18 protein-coding genes and 1 pseudogene are annotated in these 18,906 nt (G+C 58.9%); 10 read left to right on the forward strand and 9 right to left on the reverse strand.

The genetic code is table 11. The annotated features are described in order from the left end of the window. Positions 1-34: 34 nt before the first annotated feature. The 4 genes from sanA to HWQ14_RS12560 all read right to left on the reverse strand — a co-directional run bounded on the left by sanA (position 35) and on the right by HWQ14_RS12560 (position 2,979). A complete protein-coding gene (gene sanA / locus HWQ14_RS12545) occupies positions 35-748 on the reverse strand; it encodes an outer membrane permeability protein SanA (protein WP_176609890.1) in 714 nt (237 codons plus the stop codon). A 127-nt stretch (positions 749-875) separates the two neighbouring features. Further along, positions 876-1,760 (reverse strand): cytidine deaminase, encoded by an 885-nt coding sequence (cdd, locus tag HWQ14_RS12550; RefSeq protein WP_176609891.1) that lies wholly within the window; start codon positions 1,758-1,760, stop codon positions 876-878. Positions 1,761-1,888: 128 nt separating this feature from the next. Further along, complete coding sequence (locus HWQ14_RS12555) at positions 1,889-2,584, reverse strand: CidB/LrgB family autolysis modulator (RefSeq protein ID WP_176609892.1); 696 nt, start codon at positions 2,582-2,584, stop codon at positions 1,889-1,891. Beyond that, a complete protein-coding gene (locus HWQ14_RS12560; RefSeq protein WP_176609893.1) occupies positions 2,581-2,979 on the reverse strand; it encodes a CidA/LrgA family protein in 399 nt (132 codons plus the stop codon). The genes HWQ14_RS12555 and HWQ14_RS12560 overlap by 4 nt, the downstream gene beginning before the upstream one ends. Positions 2,980-3,147: 168 nt before the next feature. On the opposite strand from HWQ14_RS12560, the gene dusC reads away from it, so the two are divergent. The 3 genes from dusC (at position 3,148) to HWQ14_RS12575 (ending at position 6,650) form a co-directional block, all read left to right on the forward strand. Beyond that, positions 3,148-4,083 carry a tRNA dihydrouridine(16) synthase DusC gene (gene dusC / locus HWQ14_RS12565; RefSeq protein ID WP_148419843.1) on the forward strand — a complete coding sequence of 312 codons (936 nt, stop codon included), beginning with the start codon at positions 3,148-3,150 and terminating at the stop codon, positions 4,081-4,083. A gap of 333 nt (positions 4,084-4,416) precedes the next feature. Next, the gene (gene mdtQ / locus HWQ14_RS12570) at positions 4,417-5,835 is read left to right on the forward strand and encodes a multidrug resistance outer membrane protein MdtQ (RefSeq protein WP_176609894.1); all 1,419 of its coding nucleotides are present in this window, start codon (positions 4,417-4,419) and stop codon (positions 5,833-5,835) included. Between the two features lie 50 nt (positions 5,836-5,885). Further along, positions 5,886-6,650 (forward strand): SDR family oxidoreductase, encoded by a 765-nt coding sequence (locus HWQ14_RS12575; protein ID WP_176609895.1) that lies wholly within the window; start codon positions 5,886-5,888, stop codon positions 6,648-6,650. A 56-nt stretch (positions 6,651-6,706) separates the two neighbouring features. Here HWQ14_RS12575 and HWQ14_RS12580 read toward each other — a convergent pair whose 3' ends face one another. Next, positions 6,707-7,279, reverse strand: coding sequence for a DedA family protein (locus HWQ14_RS12580; RefSeq protein ID WP_176609896.1), 573 nt, complete (start codon positions 7,277-7,279; stop codon positions 6,707-6,709). 157 nt (positions 7,280-7,436) lie between these two features. Here HWQ14_RS12580 and HWQ14_RS12585 point away from each other — a divergent pair, with 157 nt between their 5' ends. Further along, positions 7,437-8,024, forward strand: a complete 588-nt coding sequence (locus HWQ14_RS12585) for a Yip1 family protein (protein WP_102750707.1) — start codon at positions 7,437-7,439, stop codon at positions 8,022-8,024. A 166-nt stretch (positions 8,025-8,190) separates the two neighbouring features. Next, the gene (pbpG, locus tag HWQ14_RS12590) at positions 8,191-9,114 is read left to right on the forward strand and encodes a D-alanyl-D-alanine endopeptidase (protein WP_148419839.1); all 924 of its coding nucleotides are present in this window, start codon (positions 8,191-8,193) and stop codon (positions 9,112-9,114) included. Positions 9,115-9,174: 60 nt separating this feature from the next. On the opposite strand, the pseudogene HWQ14_RS12595 reads toward pbpG, so the two are convergent. After that, positions 9,175-9,729, reverse strand: a pseudogene (locus tag HWQ14_RS12595) (GNAT family N-acetyltransferase). Positions 9,730-9,841: 112 nt separating this feature from the next. Further along, positions 9,842-11,590: a D-lactate dehydrogenase gene (gene dld / locus HWQ14_RS12600; protein ID WP_148422755.1), complete on the reverse strand. Its 1,749-nt coding sequence runs from the start codon at positions 11,588-11,590 to the stop codon at positions 9,842-9,844. A gap of 189 nt (positions 11,591-11,779) precedes the next feature. Here dld and bglX point away from each other — a divergent pair, with 189 nt between their 5' ends. The 5 genes from bglX (at position 11,780) to HWQ14_RS12625 (ending at position 17,966) form a co-directional block, all read left to right on the forward strand. After that, positions 11,780-14,077 (forward strand): beta-glucosidase BglX, encoded by a 2,298-nt coding sequence (gene bglX / locus HWQ14_RS12605; RefSeq protein WP_176609897.1) that lies wholly within the window; start codon positions 11,780-11,782, stop codon positions 14,075-14,077. Between the two features lie 137 nt (positions 14,078-14,214). Then, the gene (gene osmF / locus HWQ14_RS12610; RefSeq protein ID WP_176609898.1) at positions 14,215-15,132 is read left to right on the forward strand and encodes a glycine betaine ABC transporter substrate-binding protein OsmF; all 918 of its coding nucleotides are present in this window, start codon (positions 14,215-14,217) and stop codon (positions 15,130-15,132) included. Between the two features lie 12 nt (positions 15,133-15,144). Further along, positions 15,145-16,302 (forward strand): ABC transporter permease, encoded by a 1,158-nt coding sequence (locus HWQ14_RS12615; RefSeq protein ID WP_176609899.1) that lies wholly within the window; start codon positions 15,145-15,147, stop codon positions 16,300-16,302. Then, entirely contained in the window at positions 16,295-17,245 is a 951-nt protein-coding gene (locus HWQ14_RS12620) for an ABC transporter ATP-binding protein (protein ID WP_176609900.1), read from the forward strand. Before HWQ14_RS12615 ends, HWQ14_RS12620 begins: the two co-directional genes overlap by 8 nt. Then, a complete protein-coding gene (locus tag HWQ14_RS12625) occupies positions 17,229-17,966 on the forward strand; it encodes an ABC transporter permease (protein ID WP_176609901.1) in 738 nt (245 codons plus the stop codon). Before HWQ14_RS12620 ends, HWQ14_RS12625 begins: the two co-directional genes overlap by 17 nt. On the opposite strand, the gene HWQ14_RS12630 is transcribed toward HWQ14_RS12625, so the two are convergent. Beyond that, on the reverse strand, positions 17,941-18,054 hold the full coding sequence (locus HWQ14_RS12630) for a protein YohO (RefSeq protein ID WP_148422764.1): 114 nt from the start codon (positions 18,052-18,054) through the stop codon (positions 17,941-17,943). The genes HWQ14_RS12625 and HWQ14_RS12630 overlap by 26 nt on opposite strands. A gap of 69 nt (positions 18,055-18,123) precedes the next feature. After that, positions 18,124-18,864: an HTH-type transcriptional regulator MlrA gene (gene mlrA, locus HWQ14_RS12635; protein WP_176611189.1), complete on the reverse strand. Its 741-nt coding sequence runs from the start codon at positions 18,862-18,864 to the stop codon at positions 18,124-18,126. Between the last annotated feature and the right edge of the window lie 42 nt (positions 18,865-18,906).

Here is an 18,906-nt window from a genome sequence, read left to right on the forward strand (position 1 = left end):
CAATCGATAACCCTGAACCCGCCGCATGGCGGGTTTATTTTTTCTTCTGCATTTCCAGCAGCTGCTCCGGCGTTACCGCCGGGTAACCCTGCGCATTTTCCGGTACTTCATGCATCGCCGGGATCGGCACCAGTGGGCCTAAAAAGCGCGGCTCGCGCTTGAACAGGTACAGGTCAGCCAGGGCGCCGAAGCGGGCGCCAAACTCGCGCACGCGTACGCTCAGCATATCTTTTGGCGACGGCACGGCGTAGCACTGAGCCTGAATGCCCATGTGCAGCGCGATAAACAGCGCCCGCTCGCAGTGGAAGCGTTGGGTGATAATGATGAAGTCATTGGTGTCGAACACCTTGCGGGTGCGCACGATGGAGTCCAGCGTGCGGAACCCGGCGTAGTCGAGCACGATGTCGGCCGGGTCGACGCCTGCGGCAATCAGATCTTTGCGCATCGTCACCGGCTCGTTATAGCTTTGCAGCGCGTTATCGCCGCTCAGCAGCAGATAGTTCACCTTGCCGCTGTTATAGGCGTTGAGCGCGCCCTGAATACGGTAGCGGTAGTACTGATTAATAACGCCGGTGCGATAATACTTGGCGGTACCGAGCACCACGCCCACCTGGCGGTAGGGGAGGTCCTGAAGGTCATCGAAGATGTAGGGAGCTGTTTTCCAGCTCATCCAGCGGTCGAGGCCCAGCACGATCAACAGCAGTATGCCGACCAGGACAGACAGGCTGTAAAACACGCGCTTTAACATGCAGATGGCTCGTACCGATGATGAAATTTCCCTCAGGCTACTGTACCCGCCTGGTTAGCGCAAGAAACAGCGAATCAACTGAGGGGTTTTTCGTCAGACGGGCGGGCATTTAGGCCCGCCGACGTGATTAAGCGAGCAGGACGCGGTCGATGGTTGAACAGCCCAGCGCTTTCAGCGTGGCCGCGGTGGCGTCCCACTGGATCAGCGGTGCATCGGCTTTTTCAGCCAGAATGGCGCGCTGAATATCCGGGTAGTCGTACCCGTTCAGGCTGAGCAGGTTCAGTGCACCCTGCAGCGGGGGCAGCGTCGGGTTAAACGCGGCGTTCTCTGCATAGCTACCGGTGAAGATGCGCCCGTCGCGGCACTGAAGGGCGACGCCGCTTGGGGATTTGCTGTACGGCGTGTGGCTTTTATTGGCGGCTGCAATGGCTGCCTCGCTGAGCGCATCCCCCGTCAGCGCAAAACCGTGGTTCTGCTCGTCCATCAGCAGGGTTTTGATCTCAAGATCTTTCGGGCCAAAAGCGTCAGGCAGATAATCGCCCAGCGTATGCGGCGCGCGTCCCGGCAGGTTGATGCGCAGCTCCAGACCGCTGTTCAGCTCGTTCATAAACTGGCGGCAGTGGCCACAGGGGGTATAGTTGACGGTGATGGTGCTCAGCGCTTTTTCACCGCGCAGCCAGGCGTGGCTGATGGCGCTCTGCTCCGCGTGAACGGTTTGCTGCATGGTGGCGCCGAGAAACTCCATGTTCCCACCGAAGTACCAGGTTCCACTCACGCCGCGCGCGATTGCACCTACGTTAAAATGGGAAAGGTCAGCGCGGGCGCAGGCAGCCGCCAGCGGCAGCAGGGCGAAAGCCAGCGCGTCTTCGTCCAGCCCCGTCGCCTGCTTAAGCGTCGAGACCTGTTCTGCCGTCAGCAGGGCGGGGAAATGCGCATCCGCCAGAACCGGAGCCAGGGCTGATTGCAAATTCTCTGCAAGCTGAGAGAAAGCAGCTTGAAAACGTGGATGCATGACGTTGCCTCATCAAGGTTAATGGATCGGTAGTGTACGGAGCCGCTCGGCCTTTATATGTGATCCAAATCTCATTATGTGTGCAACTTATGAAATGAAAATGAAATTTGCGCGACGCATCGCAAATTTTAGCCCATTACCGCCAGAATAATCGGGAAGATGAACGGCGCGACCAGGGAGGTAATAATCCCGCAGATCACCAGCGCCAGCGAGCTGAACGCCCCTTCCTGGTAGTCCAGCTCCGCGCAGCGTGCGGTGCCCAGGGCGTGCGAAGCGGTGCCCATCGCCAGACCGCGCGCCGCTTTGGTACGAATTTTCATGATATTCAGCAGCGTGTGGCCAAACACCGCGCCCAGGATACCGACAAATATTACGCACACGGCGCTGATGGCCGGGATGCCGCCAATGCTGCCGCCCACTGCCATGGCAATTGGCGTGGTGACGGATTTAGGCAGGATAGAGGCGGCAATCTGCGGTGACGCGCCCATCAGCAAGGCCACTGAGGTGCCGGTGATCATCGCCACCAGGCTACCCACGAAGCAGATAGTGATAATCGACTTCCAGCGAGCGCGGATCTGATGCAGTTGCTCATATAAAGGAAACGCCAGCGCCACCACGGCAGGCTGCAATAAATCGTTGAGGATCTTGCTCCCGGCGAAGTAACGCTCGTAGGGAATGCCGGTGAGCAGCAGGAAAGGAATAATTACCACCATGGCAACCAGCAGCGGGTTAAGCAGCGGCATTTTGAAACGAACCGCAAGCTTACGCGCGGCGAAGAACACCGCCAGCGTTAACGGCAGGGACCACCAGATATTGGCCATCATTTTTTAGCTCCTTTCTGCCCGACCACGCGACGTTCACCGTGCACCAGATGCGAGCTCCAGCTCACCACCAGGAATACCACCAGCGTGCTGATGGCGCAGGAGACAACAATCGGGCCGAACTGCGCTTTAAGCACATCGTAATACTGCATTACCCCAACGCCGATAGGCACAAAGAGCAGGGCCATATAGCGAATAAGCACGAAGCATCCCGGGTTGACCCATTGCACAGGCAGGACCTGTAATGCCAGCAGCACAAACAGGATCAGCATGCCGATAATGCTGCCGGGGATGACGATGGGCAGCAGCGAGGCGATAAAAATGCCGGCGTACAGACAAGCATAAATCAGGACGAAGGCGCGAAGATATTGCCAGATAGTATTCAGTGATTTGCTCATGGTGAAAGTCCTTGCTGAGACGTATTCATCATACAATTAAACCTGAAAATGTGCCACGGATCACATCATGAATTTTGCGCATGCCAGACATTCCGCAATGGAACGCCGGGCTTTCAACATACATAGAGAGCAGCTACTATAGCGCGTCTTTTTTCACAGGTACTCAGAATGCGTGTTTTACTGGCCCCGATGGAAGGCGTGCTCGACTCGCTCGTGCGCGAGCTGCTAACCGAGGTGAACGATTACGATCTTTGCGTGACGGAGTTCTTGCGCGTGGTCGATATGCTGCTGCCAGAAAAATCATTTTATCGCCTCTGCCCTGAGCTGCACCGCCAGAGCCGTACCCCTTCCGGAACGCTGGTGCGCATCCAGCTGCTCGGCCAGTATCCCGAGTGGCTGGCGGAAAACGCCGCCCGCGCGGTGGCGCTTGGCTCTTACGGGGTTGACCTTAACTGCGGCTGTCCGTCAAAGCTGGTGAACGGCAGCGGCGGCGGGGCGACACTGCTCAAGGATCCTGAGCTGATTTATCGCGGCGCAAAGGCCATGCGTGAGGCGGTGCCGTCGCATCTGCCGGTCACGGTTAAGGTACGTCTTGGGTGGGACAGTGGCGATAAGCAATTTGAAATTGCTGACGCGGTGCAGCAGGCCGGGGCAACCGAGCTGGTGGTTCACGGACGCACCAAAGAGGACGGCTATAAAGCCGAGCGCATCAACTGGCAGGCCATAGGCGAGATCCGCAAGCGGCTTGCCATACCGGTTATCGCCAACGGTGAAATCTGGGATTACGAGAGCGCGCAGGCCTGCCTGAAGGAGACCGGCTGTGATGCGGTGATGATCGGCCGCGGCGCGCTTAACGTGCCAAACCTCAGCCGGGTGGTGAAATATAACGAGCCGCGCATGCCGTGGGCTGACGTGGTGAAGCTGTTGCAAAAATACACGCGGCTGGAGAAGCAGGGCGATACCGGGCTGTACCACGTTGCGCGCATTAAACAGTGGCTGAGCTATTTGCGTAAAGAGTACGGCGAAGCGCTGGGGTTATTTCAGGAGATCCGGACGCTGCAAACCTCGGCAGAGATTGCGCGGGTGATCCAGTCGAAGCATTAAGCAAAGCGTTACTATGCTCGCCCGGCAGGACGCCGGGCGACAGAATCAGAAAATCATCTTGAATACGCCGGTTACCACCAGCAGCCCTATCAGAAATATAATCAAAATAACCCACAATAGTATTTTCATTCGCTTCTCCTGCGTATGTCTGTCGTGAATAAGTGTAGCAGCCAATTCATAATTGGTATGAATACATGTAATTAATACATTTTTTAAGGATATAAATTTCCGAATATAAAAATGTATGACAATGTACGGATTGCCACGCGTTACTAAAAAACGCTGCGCCATCAAGCGTAAGTTGCGCCTTTATTTTTTTGAGTGCATGGCGTAATGAAACGTTTTCTTATTTTATCTCTGAGTGCTCCCCTTGTTTTAATCCTGGCCGCCTGCGCGCCGGAACATGCGACGGTGTCGCCAGTAAAGGCGCAAACGGCGGCCGCGTCGGTGAATAGCCCGCTGCGCCATGCCGACTGGCCGAAAAGCGAATGGTGGAAAGACTATAACGATCCGCAGCTCAGTTCGCTGATCGCCAAAGCGATAGCCGATGCGCCGGATATGCAAATTGCCCGGCAGCGCATCACGCTGGCGGAAGCGCAGGCGAAGGCCGCCATCGCTGCGGATGGCCCGCAGATGGATTTTTCCGCAGACGTGGAGCGGCAAAAAATGTCGGCTGAGGGGCTGATGGGGCCGTTTGCCCTGACTGACCCCGCTGCGGGAACTACCGGTCCGTGGTACACCAACGGGACCTTTGGCCTGACGGCGGGCTGGGATCTGGATTTGTGGGGCAAAAATCGCGCCCGGATTGAGGCCCGCATCGGTAAAGTGAATGCGCAAAAAGCGGAGCTGGAGCAAACCCGCCAGCTGCTCGCCGGCAGCGTCGCGCGCCTGTACTGGGCGTGGCAGACCGAGGCCGCGGTGGGGGATGTGCTCGCTCAGGTTAAACGGGAGCAGGAAAATATCATCGGTGCCGATCGTGAACTCTATCAGCACGGCATTACCTCCTCGGTGGAGGGCGTTGAAACCGACATCAATGCCGGTAAAACCGACGAGCAGCTTGCTGACGTGAAGGGTAAAATGAGGGTTATTGAAGCGCGCCTGAACGCGTTGACCAACACGCCTTCCGTTAGCCTGGCCAAACGCCCACTGCCCGCGGTAGAGGCAACGCTGCCGTCCACGCTCGGCTACGAGCTGCTGGCCCGCCGTCCGGATCTGCAGGAAGCCCACTGGTATATCGAAGCGTCCATGAGCGAAGTGGATGCAGCGAAAGCCGCGTTCTATCCCGACGTCAATATGATGGCCTTCTTACAGCAGGATGCGCTGCACCTGAGCGATCTGTTCCGCTCGTCCGCGCAGCAGATGGGCGTGACCGCCGGGCTGACGCTGCCGATCTTTGACAGCGGTCGCCTGAATGCGAACCTGGATATCGCTCAGGCGCAGAACAACCTCTCCGTGGCGAACTACAACAAGGCCGTGGTGGACGCCGTAAATCAGGTCGCCCGCACGGCCAGCGAAGTGGAAACGCTGACCGCCAAAAATCAGCACCAGCAGCAGATCGAAAAAGACGCGGCGCGAGTCGTTGCGCTGGCGCAGGCGCGCTTCAGCGCGGGGATCGTTGCCGGTGCGCGGGTGAGCGAGGCAAAAATCCCGGCGCTCAGGGAGCGTATTTCCGGCCTGATGCTGAAAGGCCAGTACGTGGATGCCACGCTCCAGCTGACCTCCGCGCTGGGTGGCGGATATCATCACGGCTAAAATCGCGCGTTATCTATACTTACCTCTTTACAGATTTTCAGGAGGTGAGTATGACGCGAGTCGCAATTGTTACCGCATCGGATTCGGGAATTGGTAAAACGACGGCCCTGATGCTGGCCGAACGCGGGTTTGATATCGGCGTAACCTGGCATTCGGATGAAAAAGGAGCGCTGGAAACCTGCCGTGAAGTTGAAGCGCGCGGGCAGCGCGCCGAGGCCATTCATCTGGACCTGAGCAACCTGCCGGAAGGCGCCATGGCCATTGAAACACTGGTTGCGCGCTTCGGACGGCTGGATGTGCTGGTTAACAATGCCGGGGCAATGAACAAATCGTCTTTTCTTGACCTGTCCTTTGACGACTGGCGGAACATATTTACCGTTGATGTTGACGGCGCGTTTCTCTGCTCGCAGATCGCCGCGCGTCAGATGGTGAAGCAGGGGGAAGGGGGGCGAATAGTGAACATCACTTCGGTGCATGAACATACGCCGCTGCCGGAAGCCAGCGCCTACACCGCCGCAAAGCATGCCCTGGGCGGGTTAACCAAGTCGATGGCGCTGGAGCTGGTGCAGCATAAGATCCTGGTGAACGCCGTCGCCCCCGGCGCGATTGCCACGCCAATGAACGACATGGACGACAGCGAAGTTAAAGAGGGATCAATGCCGTCAATCCCGCTGGCGCGCCCCGGGCACACCAAAGAAATTGCCAGCCTGGTGGCGTGGCTATGCGACAGCGACGCCAGCTACACCACCGGGCAGTCGTTTATTGTCGACGGCGGTTTTATGCTGGCGAACCCGCAGTTTAAGCCACAAGGGTAGATACCCTTCTCCCTCTCCCTGTGGGAGAGGGCCGGAGTGAGGGTAGCAGGACGCACTCACTCCTCATCCCGCCGCTTTTCGCGATGCTTAAGCCACAGCCGCACCCCAACCACCGCCACCACCACGAGGATCAACCACGCCCAGTGCTTAAGATGCCGATCGAGGTTATGCAGCCACGGCCCGATCACCTCGCCGCCCGCGTAGCCAAGCGTGGTGAAGATAAGCGCCCAGGCAATCGCCCCGATAATATTGAGCGGCAGGAAGATTTTCGGCGGTAAGCGGCTGGCGCCAATCAGTATTGGGCCAATAATGCGAAAGCCGTACATAAAGCGGGTGCCAATCACAAACAGATAGGGATGTCGCTGGATGAGGCGCTGGGCGCGGCGGATTTTCTTTTGATGCCTGGCAAAACGCTGCAGGAGCGCTGGGCCAAAGCGCAGCCCCAGAAAGTAGAGCAGCTGATCGCCAATCATTCCGCCCAGCGCCACCGCGGCGACCACCAGCGGAAACGACAGCAGTCCCTGGTGTGCGGCGACACCGCCCAGCAGCGTGATGGTTTCGCCCTCTGCCACGCTGCCGATCACCAGCGCGGCGTAGCCATATTGCTCAATGAGACCGTTGATATCCATGCTGTAAATGTCATCTCCCTTAAAATGCCTGCGTTAATCATATACCCCATCCATCAACCGCGCGGCAATCAACGGAAATTTCCCACTGTACATAAAATAATCTAAAGGCTGCATTATACTTAAGCTATCGCTGACGGGCCGACAACAAGGGGGCGTTATGAACCATGTCTGGGGACTTTTCTCCCATCCCGATCGTGAAATGCAGGTTATCCGAAACGAGAACGAAACGGTCGCGCATCACTACACCCACCACGTGCTGCTGATGGCGGCGGTGCCGGTGGTCTGCGCGTTTATTGGTACAACGCAAATCGGCTGGAACTTTGGTGATGGCACTGTGGTTAAGCTCTCCTGGTTTACCGGTTTGTATATGGCCATTCTGTTCTATGGACTGATGCTGGCCGGGGTGGCGGTGATGGGGCGGGTCATCCACTGGATGGCGCGCAACTACCCGCAGCGCCCGTCGCTGGCGCACTGTATGGTCTTCGCCGGGTACGTCGCGACTCCGCTGTTCTTAAGCGGCATTGTCGCGCTCTATCCACTGGTCTGGCTGTGCGCGCTGATCGGTACGGTTGCCCTCTTTTACACCGGTTATCTGCTGTATGTGGGGGTGCCAACCTTCCTGAATATCAATAAAGAAGAGGGCCTGAGCTTCTCCAGCTCAACGCTGGCCATCGGCGTTCTGGTCCTGGAGGCGCTTCTGGCCCTGACGGTCATTCTTTGGGGCTATGGATACCGTCTCTTTTAGCTCCGCTGCATTGCTGGCGTAAATGCCAGCAATGCAGCATCTGCTCATGATTCTCCGCTGGCGACATCGTTCGCCGCCCGCTATGATGCCGAAGCCAGCCTGTGAAGCGCGTCGACGCAGGCGGTGTACGTCATAACGTGCGTGAATCATTATCAGAAGTCTCATCATGCTGAAATTCCGAGTTTCGCTACTTAGCCTTGCGCTGCTGTTGGGTGTGTCCGCTACCGCGCCAGCCGTCGCCAAAACCCCCGCAGTCGCTACCGCTGCTGCGCAGCCACAGATTGCTTCCGGCAGCGCGATGATCGTTGACCTGAACACCAACAAGGTGATCTACGCCAGTCAGCCGGATCTGGTGCGCCCGATTGCCTCTATTACCAAAGTCATGACCGCGATGGTGGTGCTTGATGCGCGACTGCCGCTGGACGAAAGGCTGAAGGTGGATATCAGCCACACGCCGGAGATGAAAGGGATCTATTCCCGCGTTCGTCTGAACAGCGAAATCAGCCGTAAAAATATGCTGCTGCTGGCGCTGATGTCCTCTGAGAACCGCGCGGCGGCAAGCCTCGCCCATCATTATCCTGGCGGTTACGACGCGTTTATTCGCGCGATGAACGCAAAAGCCAAAGCGCTGGGAATGAAAAACACCCGTTTCGTGGAGCCAACCGGCCTGTCGATCCATAACGTCTCGACGGCGCGAGATTTAACGAAGCTGCTGATCGCCAGTAAGCAATACCCGCTGATTGGCCAGCTCAGCACCACGCGTGAAGATATGGCGACATTCTCGAACCCGGCCTACACGCTGCCGTTCCGGAACACCAACCATCTGGTTTACCGTGACAACTGGAATATTCAGCTAACCAAGACCGGCTTTACCAATGCGGCAGGGCACTGCCTGGTGATGCGCACCGTGTTCAACGGCAAGCCGGTGGCGCTGGTGGTGATGGATGCCTTCGGCAAATACACTCACTTTGCCGATGCGAGCCGCCTGCGTACCTGGATTGAAACCGGGAAAGTGCAGCCGGTGCCGGCTTCAGCGCTGGCGTATAAAAAGCAGAAAGCGCAGCAGATGGCAACGGCGCAGAACGACTGAGCAAAGCTTTCTTCCTCGCCCACAGGGAGAGGGCCGGGGTGAGGGCACGATCTGGTGCCCTTATTCCGGCAGCGTCCAGTCCCCGTCGTTGAGCGGGCGCTGCATCATTACCGTGTCCCGCCAGTCGCCTTTCTTATATCCCACGCTCCTGAGCTGGCCCACAATCTCGAAACCGTGTTTTTTATGCAGCCGTAACGACCCGGGGTTATTCTGCCCGTCACCGACGACGGCAATCATCTGCCGCCAGGGCCCTTGCTCACAGCGGGCAATCAGCGCCTGAAGCAGGGACGAACCAAACCCGCGGCCGGTGGTGCTGGCATCGACATAGATGGATTCTTCAAGGGTATACCGGTAGGCCTGGCGAGGACGATAAAACGTGGCGTAACAGTAGCCGACGATGATGCCGCGATACAGCGCGACCAGTCACGGTAAGCCGCTGTCGGTCACGCTTTTTATCCGCTGACGCATCTCATCGACGGTTGGGGGAACTTCCTCGAACGACGCACGTCCATGAAGCACATGCCAGGCGTATATCGCCGAGATGGCATGCGCATCGTCAGGAAGGGCGTCGCGCACCTCAATTTCGGTTTCGGATAAAATTTCTATAGCCGACATGCTCTGCCTGCTCCTCAGTCAGGAAAGCCAGAGAAACGTTTCTCTGGCTACAGGCAGCTACTCTAGTACGATTGCGGAAGGCTTAACAATCTCTAAAATTTGGCTGCTGGGTTCAATCAGCGGCTTGCGTATTGTCCTGCGCTGTTTCGGCACTCTCTTTCCAGTATTTCTTCCGGGTTGTTTTGCCAATGCCGGGGTTCATACTGTTGGTAGGGTCATTTTTGCGATAAAACGCTTTTAGGGTTTCCGGCGCCTTATACAGATGGCCCACGTTATGCTCGGCAGGGTACTGTGCGCCGCGCTCGTGCAGGAGCGCCAGCATCTGCTCTTTCAGCGCATGGGCATCAACCCCTTTTTTGACGATGTAATCCTGGTGGAAGACATAGCACATAAAGTGGCCGTAGTAGAGCTTGTGCACCAGCTTGCTGTCGATCTCCGGTGGCAGGTGTTCAAACCACTCGGTATCGTTGCGGCGCAGCGCAATATCCAGCGCCAGGATATCTTCCACCTCCTCCGAATGCACCGCCTGATAGCGAATGGCGGCTCCCGCCGCGGCAAAACGGTGCAGGAAGGCCTTGCTGCCTTCTTCCGGCGTACAGGCGAAGAAATCCCCGTCGGCGGATTTGAAAAACGCCGTAAGCCAGCTCTGCGCTTCTTCAATGCCGTCACCGGCCATCTTCAGCAGCAGGTGGTGTTCATATTTGTCACGCCAGGTCTTCATGCGCTCCGGTAAATGCGCCGGGAAGACGTTGCCCAGCTTTTGCATAAAGCGGTCGGTGAAGTGCGGCTTAAACAGCGAGACTTTCTCCAGCATCGCGTCGGTGCGGCCCTTCATGGTGAAGAAGAACGGCATTTTGTCGGTGCCGAGCTTGTCGATCATCAGGAAGGTGTCTTTGCCGTAGCGCTCGGCGATGTCGTAAATGTCCCGGTGCATGTACTCGCCCGCCACCGGCAGGTGGGTGAACTCCGCCAGAATATGGCGGCGGATCTCCGTGAGCACCTCTGGCTGATTGGTGCCGATATAAAACACCTGCTGTTTTTTCTCCGCCGGGAAGGTATCAAGGCGCACCGCAAACACGGCCAGCTTGCCCGCGCAGCCGGAGGATTCAAACAGGCGATCCGGATCCGCGTTATAGCGCGCCGGCGTATCGGCGTCGATGTCGCGCACGCGGGTGATGTAATCGTGGTCGTGCGCGTGACGGCCATCGTGCTGTACGTCTTCATCCCTTACGCGGTCGTCGTCAAGCTTGCTGAGGATCTGCTCGGGCGTTACGCCCAGATCGATGCCCAGATGGTTCACCAGCGTCAGCTTGCCGTTTTCATCAATCCGCGCAAACAGCGACATTTCCGTGTAGGCCGGGCCGCGCTGCACCAGCGAGCCGCCGGAGTTATTGCAGATCCCGCCGATCACCGACGCGCCGATGCACGAGGAGCCGATCACCGAGTGCGGCTCGCGTCCCAGCGGCTTGAGCGCTTTTTCCAGCGAGTAAAGGGTGGTACCGGGGAAGGCGAGCACCTGTTCGCCTTTGTCCAGCAGGTGCAGCTTGTCGAGACGCAGGGTGCTGATGATGACGATGTCACGATCGTAGTCGTTACCGTTCGGCGTGGAGCCTTCGGTCAGGCCGGTATTAGCAGCCTGCATTAAAATAATCTTGTCCGCCGCGACGCAGGCGCTCAGCACGCGCCACAGTTCGAGCAGCGTGCCGGGGAAGACCACCGCCAGCGCGTCGCCCTGTCCGGAGCGAAAGCCCTTACGGTAGCGGGCGGTTTTAGCCGGGTCGGTAAGCAGGTGAGAGTGACCAACCAGGCGCGACAGTTCGTTAATAAAAGTATTGTTATCGTCAGTTCGAACAGAAGACATCTTCCACTCCTTGTGGTGGGGCAAATTTCTCGCTGTAAAGCATAGCGCGATTAGCCGTTAAGCGGTCGGGTATTCATGAGAAAAATCAGAGAATAACCCTGCAAGGTTTTCGGGCTTTGTGGCACACTGCGCTTTTCGCACGGTCTGGCCGGGTGCTTCCCGCGGTTATTGATGAGAGAGAATAACGACATGAAATGGCTATGTTCTGTAGGTGTCGCCGTCAGCCTGGCGCTGCAGCCTGCGCTGGCAGAGGATTTGTTTGGTAATCACCCGCTCACGCCTGAAGCCCGCGACGCGTTTGTCACGGAATTGCTCAAAAAGATGACGGTCGATGAGAAAATTGGCCAGCTGCGGCTGATCAGCGTCGGCCCGGATAATCCAAAAGAAGCTATCCGCGAGATGATCAAAGAGAGCCAGGTGGGGGCGATTTTTAACACCGTCACCCGTCAGGATATCCGCGCCATGCAGGATCAGGTGATGGCGCTCAGCCGCCTGAAAATTCCGCTGTTCTTCGCCTACGACGTGCTGCACGGCCAGCGTACCGTTTTCCCCATCAGCCTCGGCTTAGCCTCCTCCTTTAACCTCGATGCGGTGAAAACCGTCGGGCGCGTATCGGCATATGAAGCCGCAGACGACGGCCTGAACATGACCTGGGCACCGATGGTTGACGTCTCCCGCGATCCGCGCTGGGGCCGCGCGTCAGAGGGCTTTGGTGAAGATACGTATTTAACTGCCACGATGGGCAAGGCCATGGTGGAAGCGATGCAGGGTAAAAGCCCGGCGGATCGCTACTCGGTGATGACCAGCGTTAAGCACTTCGCGGCCTACGGCGCGGTGGAGGGCGGCAAAGAGTACAACACCGTCGACATGAGTCCGCAGCGCCTGTTCAACGACTACATGCCGCCGTACAAAGCGGGGCTGGACGCGGGCAGCGGCGCGGTGATGGTAGCGCTGAACTCTCTCAACGGCACGCCAGCCACCTCCGATGCCTGGCTGCTGAAAGACGTGCTGCGCGACCAGTGGGGCTTTAAGGGCATCACCGTTTCTGACCACGGCGCGATTAAAGAGCTGATTAAACACGGTACGGCGTCTGACCCGGAAGATGCGGTGCGCGTGGCGCTCAAGTCCGGCATCAACATGAGCATGAGCGACGAATACTACAGCAAATACCTGCCGGGGCTGGTTAAGAGCGGCAAGGTGACGATGGCGGAGCTGGACGACGCCACGCGGCACGTGCTGAACGTGAAATACGACATGGGGCTGTTTAACGATCCGTACAGCCATCTGGGGCCGAAGGAGTCTGACCCGGCGGACACCAACGCCGAAAGCCGCCTGCACCGTAAAGAGGCCCGGGAAGTGGCGCGCGAAAGCCTGGTGCTGCTGAAAAACCGCCTCGACACGCTGCCGCTGAAAAAATCCGGCACCATTGCCGTGGTCGGCCCGCTGGCCGACAGCAAGCGTGACGTGATGGGCAGCTGGTCCGCCGCGGGCGTGGCCGATCAGTCCGTTACCGTGCTGACCGGCATCAAGAGCGCCGTGGGCGAGAGCGCGAAAGTTATCTACGCCAAAGGCGCGAACGTCACGGACGACAAAGACATCGTCACCTTCCTCAATCAGTATGAGGAAGCGGTGAAGGTGGATCCGCGCACGCCGAAGGCGATGATCGACGAAGCGGTTAACGCCGCGAAGCAGTCCGACGTGGTGGTCGCGGTCGTGGGTGAAGCGCAGGGGATGGCGCACGAAGCGTCCAGCCGTACCGACATCACCATTCCGCAAAGCCAGCGCGATCTGATCGCGGCCCTGAAAGCCACCGGCAAGCCGCTGGTGCTGGTGCTGATGAACGGTCGTCCGCTGGCGCTGGTGAAAGAAGACCAGCAGGCTGACGCCATTCTGGAAACCTGGTTTGCCGGTACCGAAGGCGGTAACGCCATTGCCGACGTGCTGTTTGGCGATTACAACCCGTCCGGCAAGCTGCCGATGTCCTTCCCGCGCTCCGTCGGGCAGATCCCGGTTTACTACAGCCACCTGAACACCGGTCGCCCCTATAACGCCGATAAGCCGAACAAGTACACCTCGCGCTACTTCGACGAGGCCAACGGCCCGCTGTATCCGTTTGGCTACGGCCTGAGCTACACCACCTTCAGGGTTTCTGACGTGAAGATGTCAGCCCCGACCATGACGCGTGACGGCAAGGTCACCGCCAGCGTGGACGTGACCAACAGCGGCAAGCGCGAAGGGGCAACGGTGATCCAGATGTACGTGCAGGACGTCACCGCCTCCATGAGCCGTCCGGTGAAACAGCTACGCGGCTTCGAGAAGGTCAACCTGAAGCCGGGCGAAACCAAAACGGTCAGCTTCCCCATCGACGTGAGCGCGCTGAAGTTCTGGAATCAGCAGATGAAATACGATGCCGAGGCTGGCAAATTCAACGTGTTTATTGGCGTGGATTCCGCCCGCGTGAACAAAGCCGAATTCGAACTGCAATAACCCTTCCTGCCTCACCATCCCCCGCCTGGCCGGGGGATGTCTCTCATCTTGTACTAAAAACGGTTAAATTCGCCGTTTTAAGCTACGCTTTTCTCTCAAGCCTATGAAAAAGGCCACAAAATAATGAGGAAAGCAGAATGACGATTATTAAGGGGATCTCAGGTTCAGCGGTGCTTCTGGCGGCGCTGAGCCTGCCGCTGCAGGCTGCTGAGCCGGTTAAGGTAGGCTCCAAAATTGATACCGAGGGAGCGCTGCTCGGCAATATCATTTTGCAGGTGCTTGAAAGCCACGGCGTGAAAACGGTCAATAAAGTGCAGCTTGGCACCACGCCGGTCGTGCGCGGCGCTATCACCTCTGGCGAGCTGGATATCTATCCGGAATACACCGGCAACGGGGCGTTCTTCTTCAAGGATGAAAACGATCCGGCCTGGAAAAATGCCAAAGCCGGCTATGACAAAGTCAAAACGCTGGACGCGGAGAAAAACAAGCTGATCTGGCTGACGCCGGCACCGGCCAACAACACCTGGACAATCGCGGTGCGCAAAGATATCGCCGAAAAGGGCAAGCTTGCCTCGCTTGACGATCTCAGCCGCTACCTGAAAGAGAAGGGCGAGTTTAAGCTCGCGGCCTCGGCCGAGTTTATCGAGCGCGCGGATGCCCTGCCGGCGTTTGAAAAAGCCTATGATTTCAAGCTTGACCAGGCTCAGCTGCTCTCTCTGGCGGGCGGCGATACGGCCGTGACCATCAAGGCGGCGGCGCAGCAAACTTCCGGGGTGAATGCCGCGATGGCCTACGGCACCGACGGGCCGGTAGCGGCGCTTGGCCTGCAAACCTTAACCGATCCGAAGGGCGTTCAGCCGATTTACGCCCCCGCCCCGGTGGTGCGCGAGGCGGTGCTGCAAGCCTATCCGGATATGGACGAATGGCTGAAGCCGGTCTTTGAAAAACTGGATGCGAAAACGCTGCAACAGCTGAACGCCAGCATTGCCGTTGAGGGGCTGGATGCCAAAAAAGTGGCCGCCGACTTCCTGAAGCAACAAGGGCTTGTGAAGTAACGGGATAAGGCTGTGCCAATAAAATGTCATAACCGCGTACTGCTGCTGCTGGCCTGCGTGGCCATCGCGGCGGTCGCGTTACCCTTTGTGAATGTTGCACCAAACCGCCTGGTGTCGGGCGAGCCGCGTGCGCTCTGGCAGATATGGTCGTTTACGCCGCTGCTGCTGGGGGCGGCGCTGGCGGGTGCCGTTGCCTTATCGCTCTGGCCGGGCCGCGCCGCGCAATGGCTGACGCTACTTCTCTGCGAAGCGCTGTTTATCGTGCTGTTCTGGAGCGCGGGGCAGGCGGCAGCGCAGATGGCCTCGGTTGAAAGCCCGCTTGCCCGCACGTCGATTGGCAGCGGCCTGTGGCTGTGGCTGGCGCTCTGCCTGCTGGCCTGTAGCGATGCCATTCGCCGTCTGACGCCGATGCCCGTCTGGCGCTGGCTGCTGAACGCGCAGTTCTGGGTTATTCCGCTGCTGATCCTCTTCAGCGGCGATCTGAATCAGCTCTCGCTGTTGAAAGAGTACGCCAACCGCCAGGAGGTGTTTGACAACGCGCTGGTGCAGCATCTGACTATCCTGTGCGGAACGCTGCTCCCGGCGCTGCTGCTGGGCGTGCCGCTTGGCATGTGGTGCTACCGGCATCCCGGCCAGCAGGGCGCTGTCTTTACCGTGCTCAACGTCATTCAGACCATTCCCTCCGTCGCCCTGTTCGGCCTGCTGATTGCCCCTCTGGCCGGTCTGGTGAAAACTTTCCCTGCCCTGGCCGCGGTGGGCATTGCCGGAACCGGGCTGACGCCGGCGCTTATCGCCCTCGTGCTATATGCGCTGTTACCGCTGGTGCGCGGCGTGGTGGCGGGGCTAAGCCAGGTTGCGCCGGACGTGCTGGAAAGCGCGCACGCGATGGGGATGAGTGCGCGCCAGTGTTTCTGGAAAGTACAGCTGCCGCTTGCGCTTCCCCTGCTGGTTCGCAGCCTGCGGGTGGTGACGGTGCAAACCGTAGGGATGGCGGTGATTGCCGCGCTGATTGGGGCGGGCGGCTTTGGGGCGCTGGTCTTCCAGGGGCTGCTCAGCAGCGCGCTGGATCTGGTGTTGCTGGGCGTCGTTCCCACCATTGCGCTGGCGGTCGTGCTGGATGCCTTATTTGCCCTGTGGCTCGCGCTGCTCGGGAGAAGAGCCAATGATTGAATTTCACGATGTAAGTAAAACCTTTGCGGGCCGTCCGGCGGCAAGCCACCTGAACCTGAACTTTGCCGAGGGGGCGTTTTCGGTTTTGATCGGTACGTCGGGGTCGGGAAAATCCACCACCCTGAAGATGATCAACCGGCTGGTGGAGCATGACAGCGGGACGATTCGCTTTGCCGGAGAAGAGATCCGCAGCCTGCCGGTGCTGGAGCTGCGGCGTCGGATGGGCTACGCCATTCAGTCCATCGGCCTGTTTCCCCACTGGACGGTGGCGCAGAATATTGCCACCGTGCTGCAGCTTGAGAAATGGTCGCGGGCGAAGATCAACGCGCGCGTCGACGAGCTGATGGCGCTGCTGGGGCTTGACGCGTCGCTTCGCGACCGCTATCCGCATCAGCTTTCCGGCGGACAACAGCAGCGGGTCGGCGTGGCGCGCGCGCTGGCCGCCAACCCGCAGGTGCTGCTGATGGATGAACCCTTTGGCGCGCTGGATCCGGTTACGCGCGGCGCGCTGCAGGCGGAGATGACCCGCATCCATCGGATCCTTGGGCGTACGATCGTTCTGGTGACCCACGATATCGACGAGGCGCTGCGTCTGGCCGATCGTCTGGTGGTGATGGATCGCGGTGGGGTCGTTCAGCAGGGAACGCCGCTTGAGCTGCTGACGGCGCCGGCAAACGACTTTGTGCGCGAGTTTTTTGGCCGCAGCGAGCTGGGCGTCAGGCTGCTCTCGCTGCGCACCGTCAGGGACTATATGCGTCCGCAGGATGCGCGGGTTGGCGGCGAAGCGCTGCACGACCAGATGAGCCTGCGCGATGCGTTATCTGCGTTTGTCGCGAGGCAGTGTGAAGCGTTGCCGGTGGCGGATGCGCAGGGAACGCCGTGCGGTACGATCCATTTCCGCGATCTGCTGGCGGGGGAGGTGACGCGTGAAGCGGGTGCGTGATCCCTTGCTCTGGCTGGTGCTGCTCTTTATTGCCCTGCTGTTCCTGATGCCGCACAGCGCGTCGCTGTTCAGCGCGCTGTTTCCCGGGCTGCCGCGTCCGGTTTATCAGCAGGAGAGCTTTGTTAATCTCACCCTGGCGCACTTCTGGCTGGTGGCGGTTTCGAGCGTGGTCGCCATCGTGCTGGGCGTGGGGGCGGGTATTGCGGTGACGAGACCTGCGGGCAGGGAGTTTCGCCCGCTGGTGGAGACCATCGCCGCAACGGGGCAGACCTTCCCGCCCGTAGCCGTGCTGGCGATTGCGGTTCCGGCCATCGGCTTTGGACAGCAGCCGGCGATCGTTGCGCTGATTTTGTACGGCGTGTTGCCCATTCTGCAGGGAACGCTGGCGGGTATTGCGGCGGTGCCTGCATCGGTGCTGAGCGTAGCGGAAGGGATGGGGATGAGCGCCCGGCAGCGGCTGGTTAAGGTAGAGCTGCCGCTGGCTGCACCGGTGATTATCGCCGGCGTGCGGACGTCGGTAATCATCAACATCGGTACGGCAGCCATCGCCTCGACGGTGGGAGCGAATACGCTTGGTACGCCAATCATCATCGGGTTAAGCGGGTTTAATACGGCCTATATTATCCAGGGCGCCGTTCTGGTCGCGCTGGCGGCGATTGTGGTGGATCGCCTGTTCGAACGTCTGGCCGCGTATCTCAGCCAACACCGCCGCGGACAATAAACGAGTAGCCTGCGAGCATAACGCCACCGATCCCGCTGAGGGCCATCAGTGCAAAAAGGGTAATTACGGCGAGTTTCGTTGCCTTCATCATGTGCTCCTGTTGTTAACGGAACAATTATACGGTGAAGCGCAGCTGTTAATGAACCATTAAATGCCGTTACGGCGCATTTGGCCCCAGCGGGTAAACGGGATAGCCATGGGCGCGCCATTCGGTCAGGAGCTGCCGCTGGGAGGCCGAGGGGACTTCTCCGCACCAGACCAGCAGCGTCTGGCCGTCAAACAGCTCCGGTCTGAGCTGGGCCAGCGAGTGGGCAAGTACGTCAACGCGCCAGCCCTGCTGGATGGCTATCCACGCTTCGAGCCACAGCCGGGTGGTATCGTGCACGTTCCAGCCGACCACCAGCGCATCCTTGCTGTTTTTATTGCGCGCGGAGGCAAGGCAAACGGAAATATAGTTAATCAGCACGCCGTCGAGCATGCTGAGCAGCGCCTGGAGGGTAGTTTGCTGGCACTGGAGACGTCGCCGCAGGGGAATAAAAAGGTGGGTGATAAGGGTCTGCGCGGGGTAATCCCGCCCCTGTTCTTTGATCCAGCCGCGCAGACGCTGCAAATTGCCCGCCTGCAACAGCCTCAGCAGGGTTTCCTGCTGCTCGCGCCAGGCATGCTGGGTATCAGGATCGTCCTGGCTCAGCAGCGACTTCACCTTACCCACCTGCACGCCGTTGTCGATCCAGCTTTTGATCTCACGGATCCGGTCGATATCCGCATCGTTGAACAGGCGATGCCCGCCGTCCGTTCTTTGCGGCTTAAGCAATCCATACCGTCGCTGCCACGCCCGTAGCGTAACGGGATTGATATCACACAGGAGTGCCACTTCACCTATCGTGTAAAGCGCCATTTTCGCCCCCAGGCTCACGCGTCCCCAGCTTAACTGTAGACC

Origin of the sequence: Enterobacter cloacae, assembly GCF_013375935.1 — a bacterium.
Classification (GTDB): Bacteria; Pseudomonadota; Gammaproteobacteria; order Enterobacterales; family Enterobacteriaceae; genus Enterobacter; species Enterobacter pasteurii.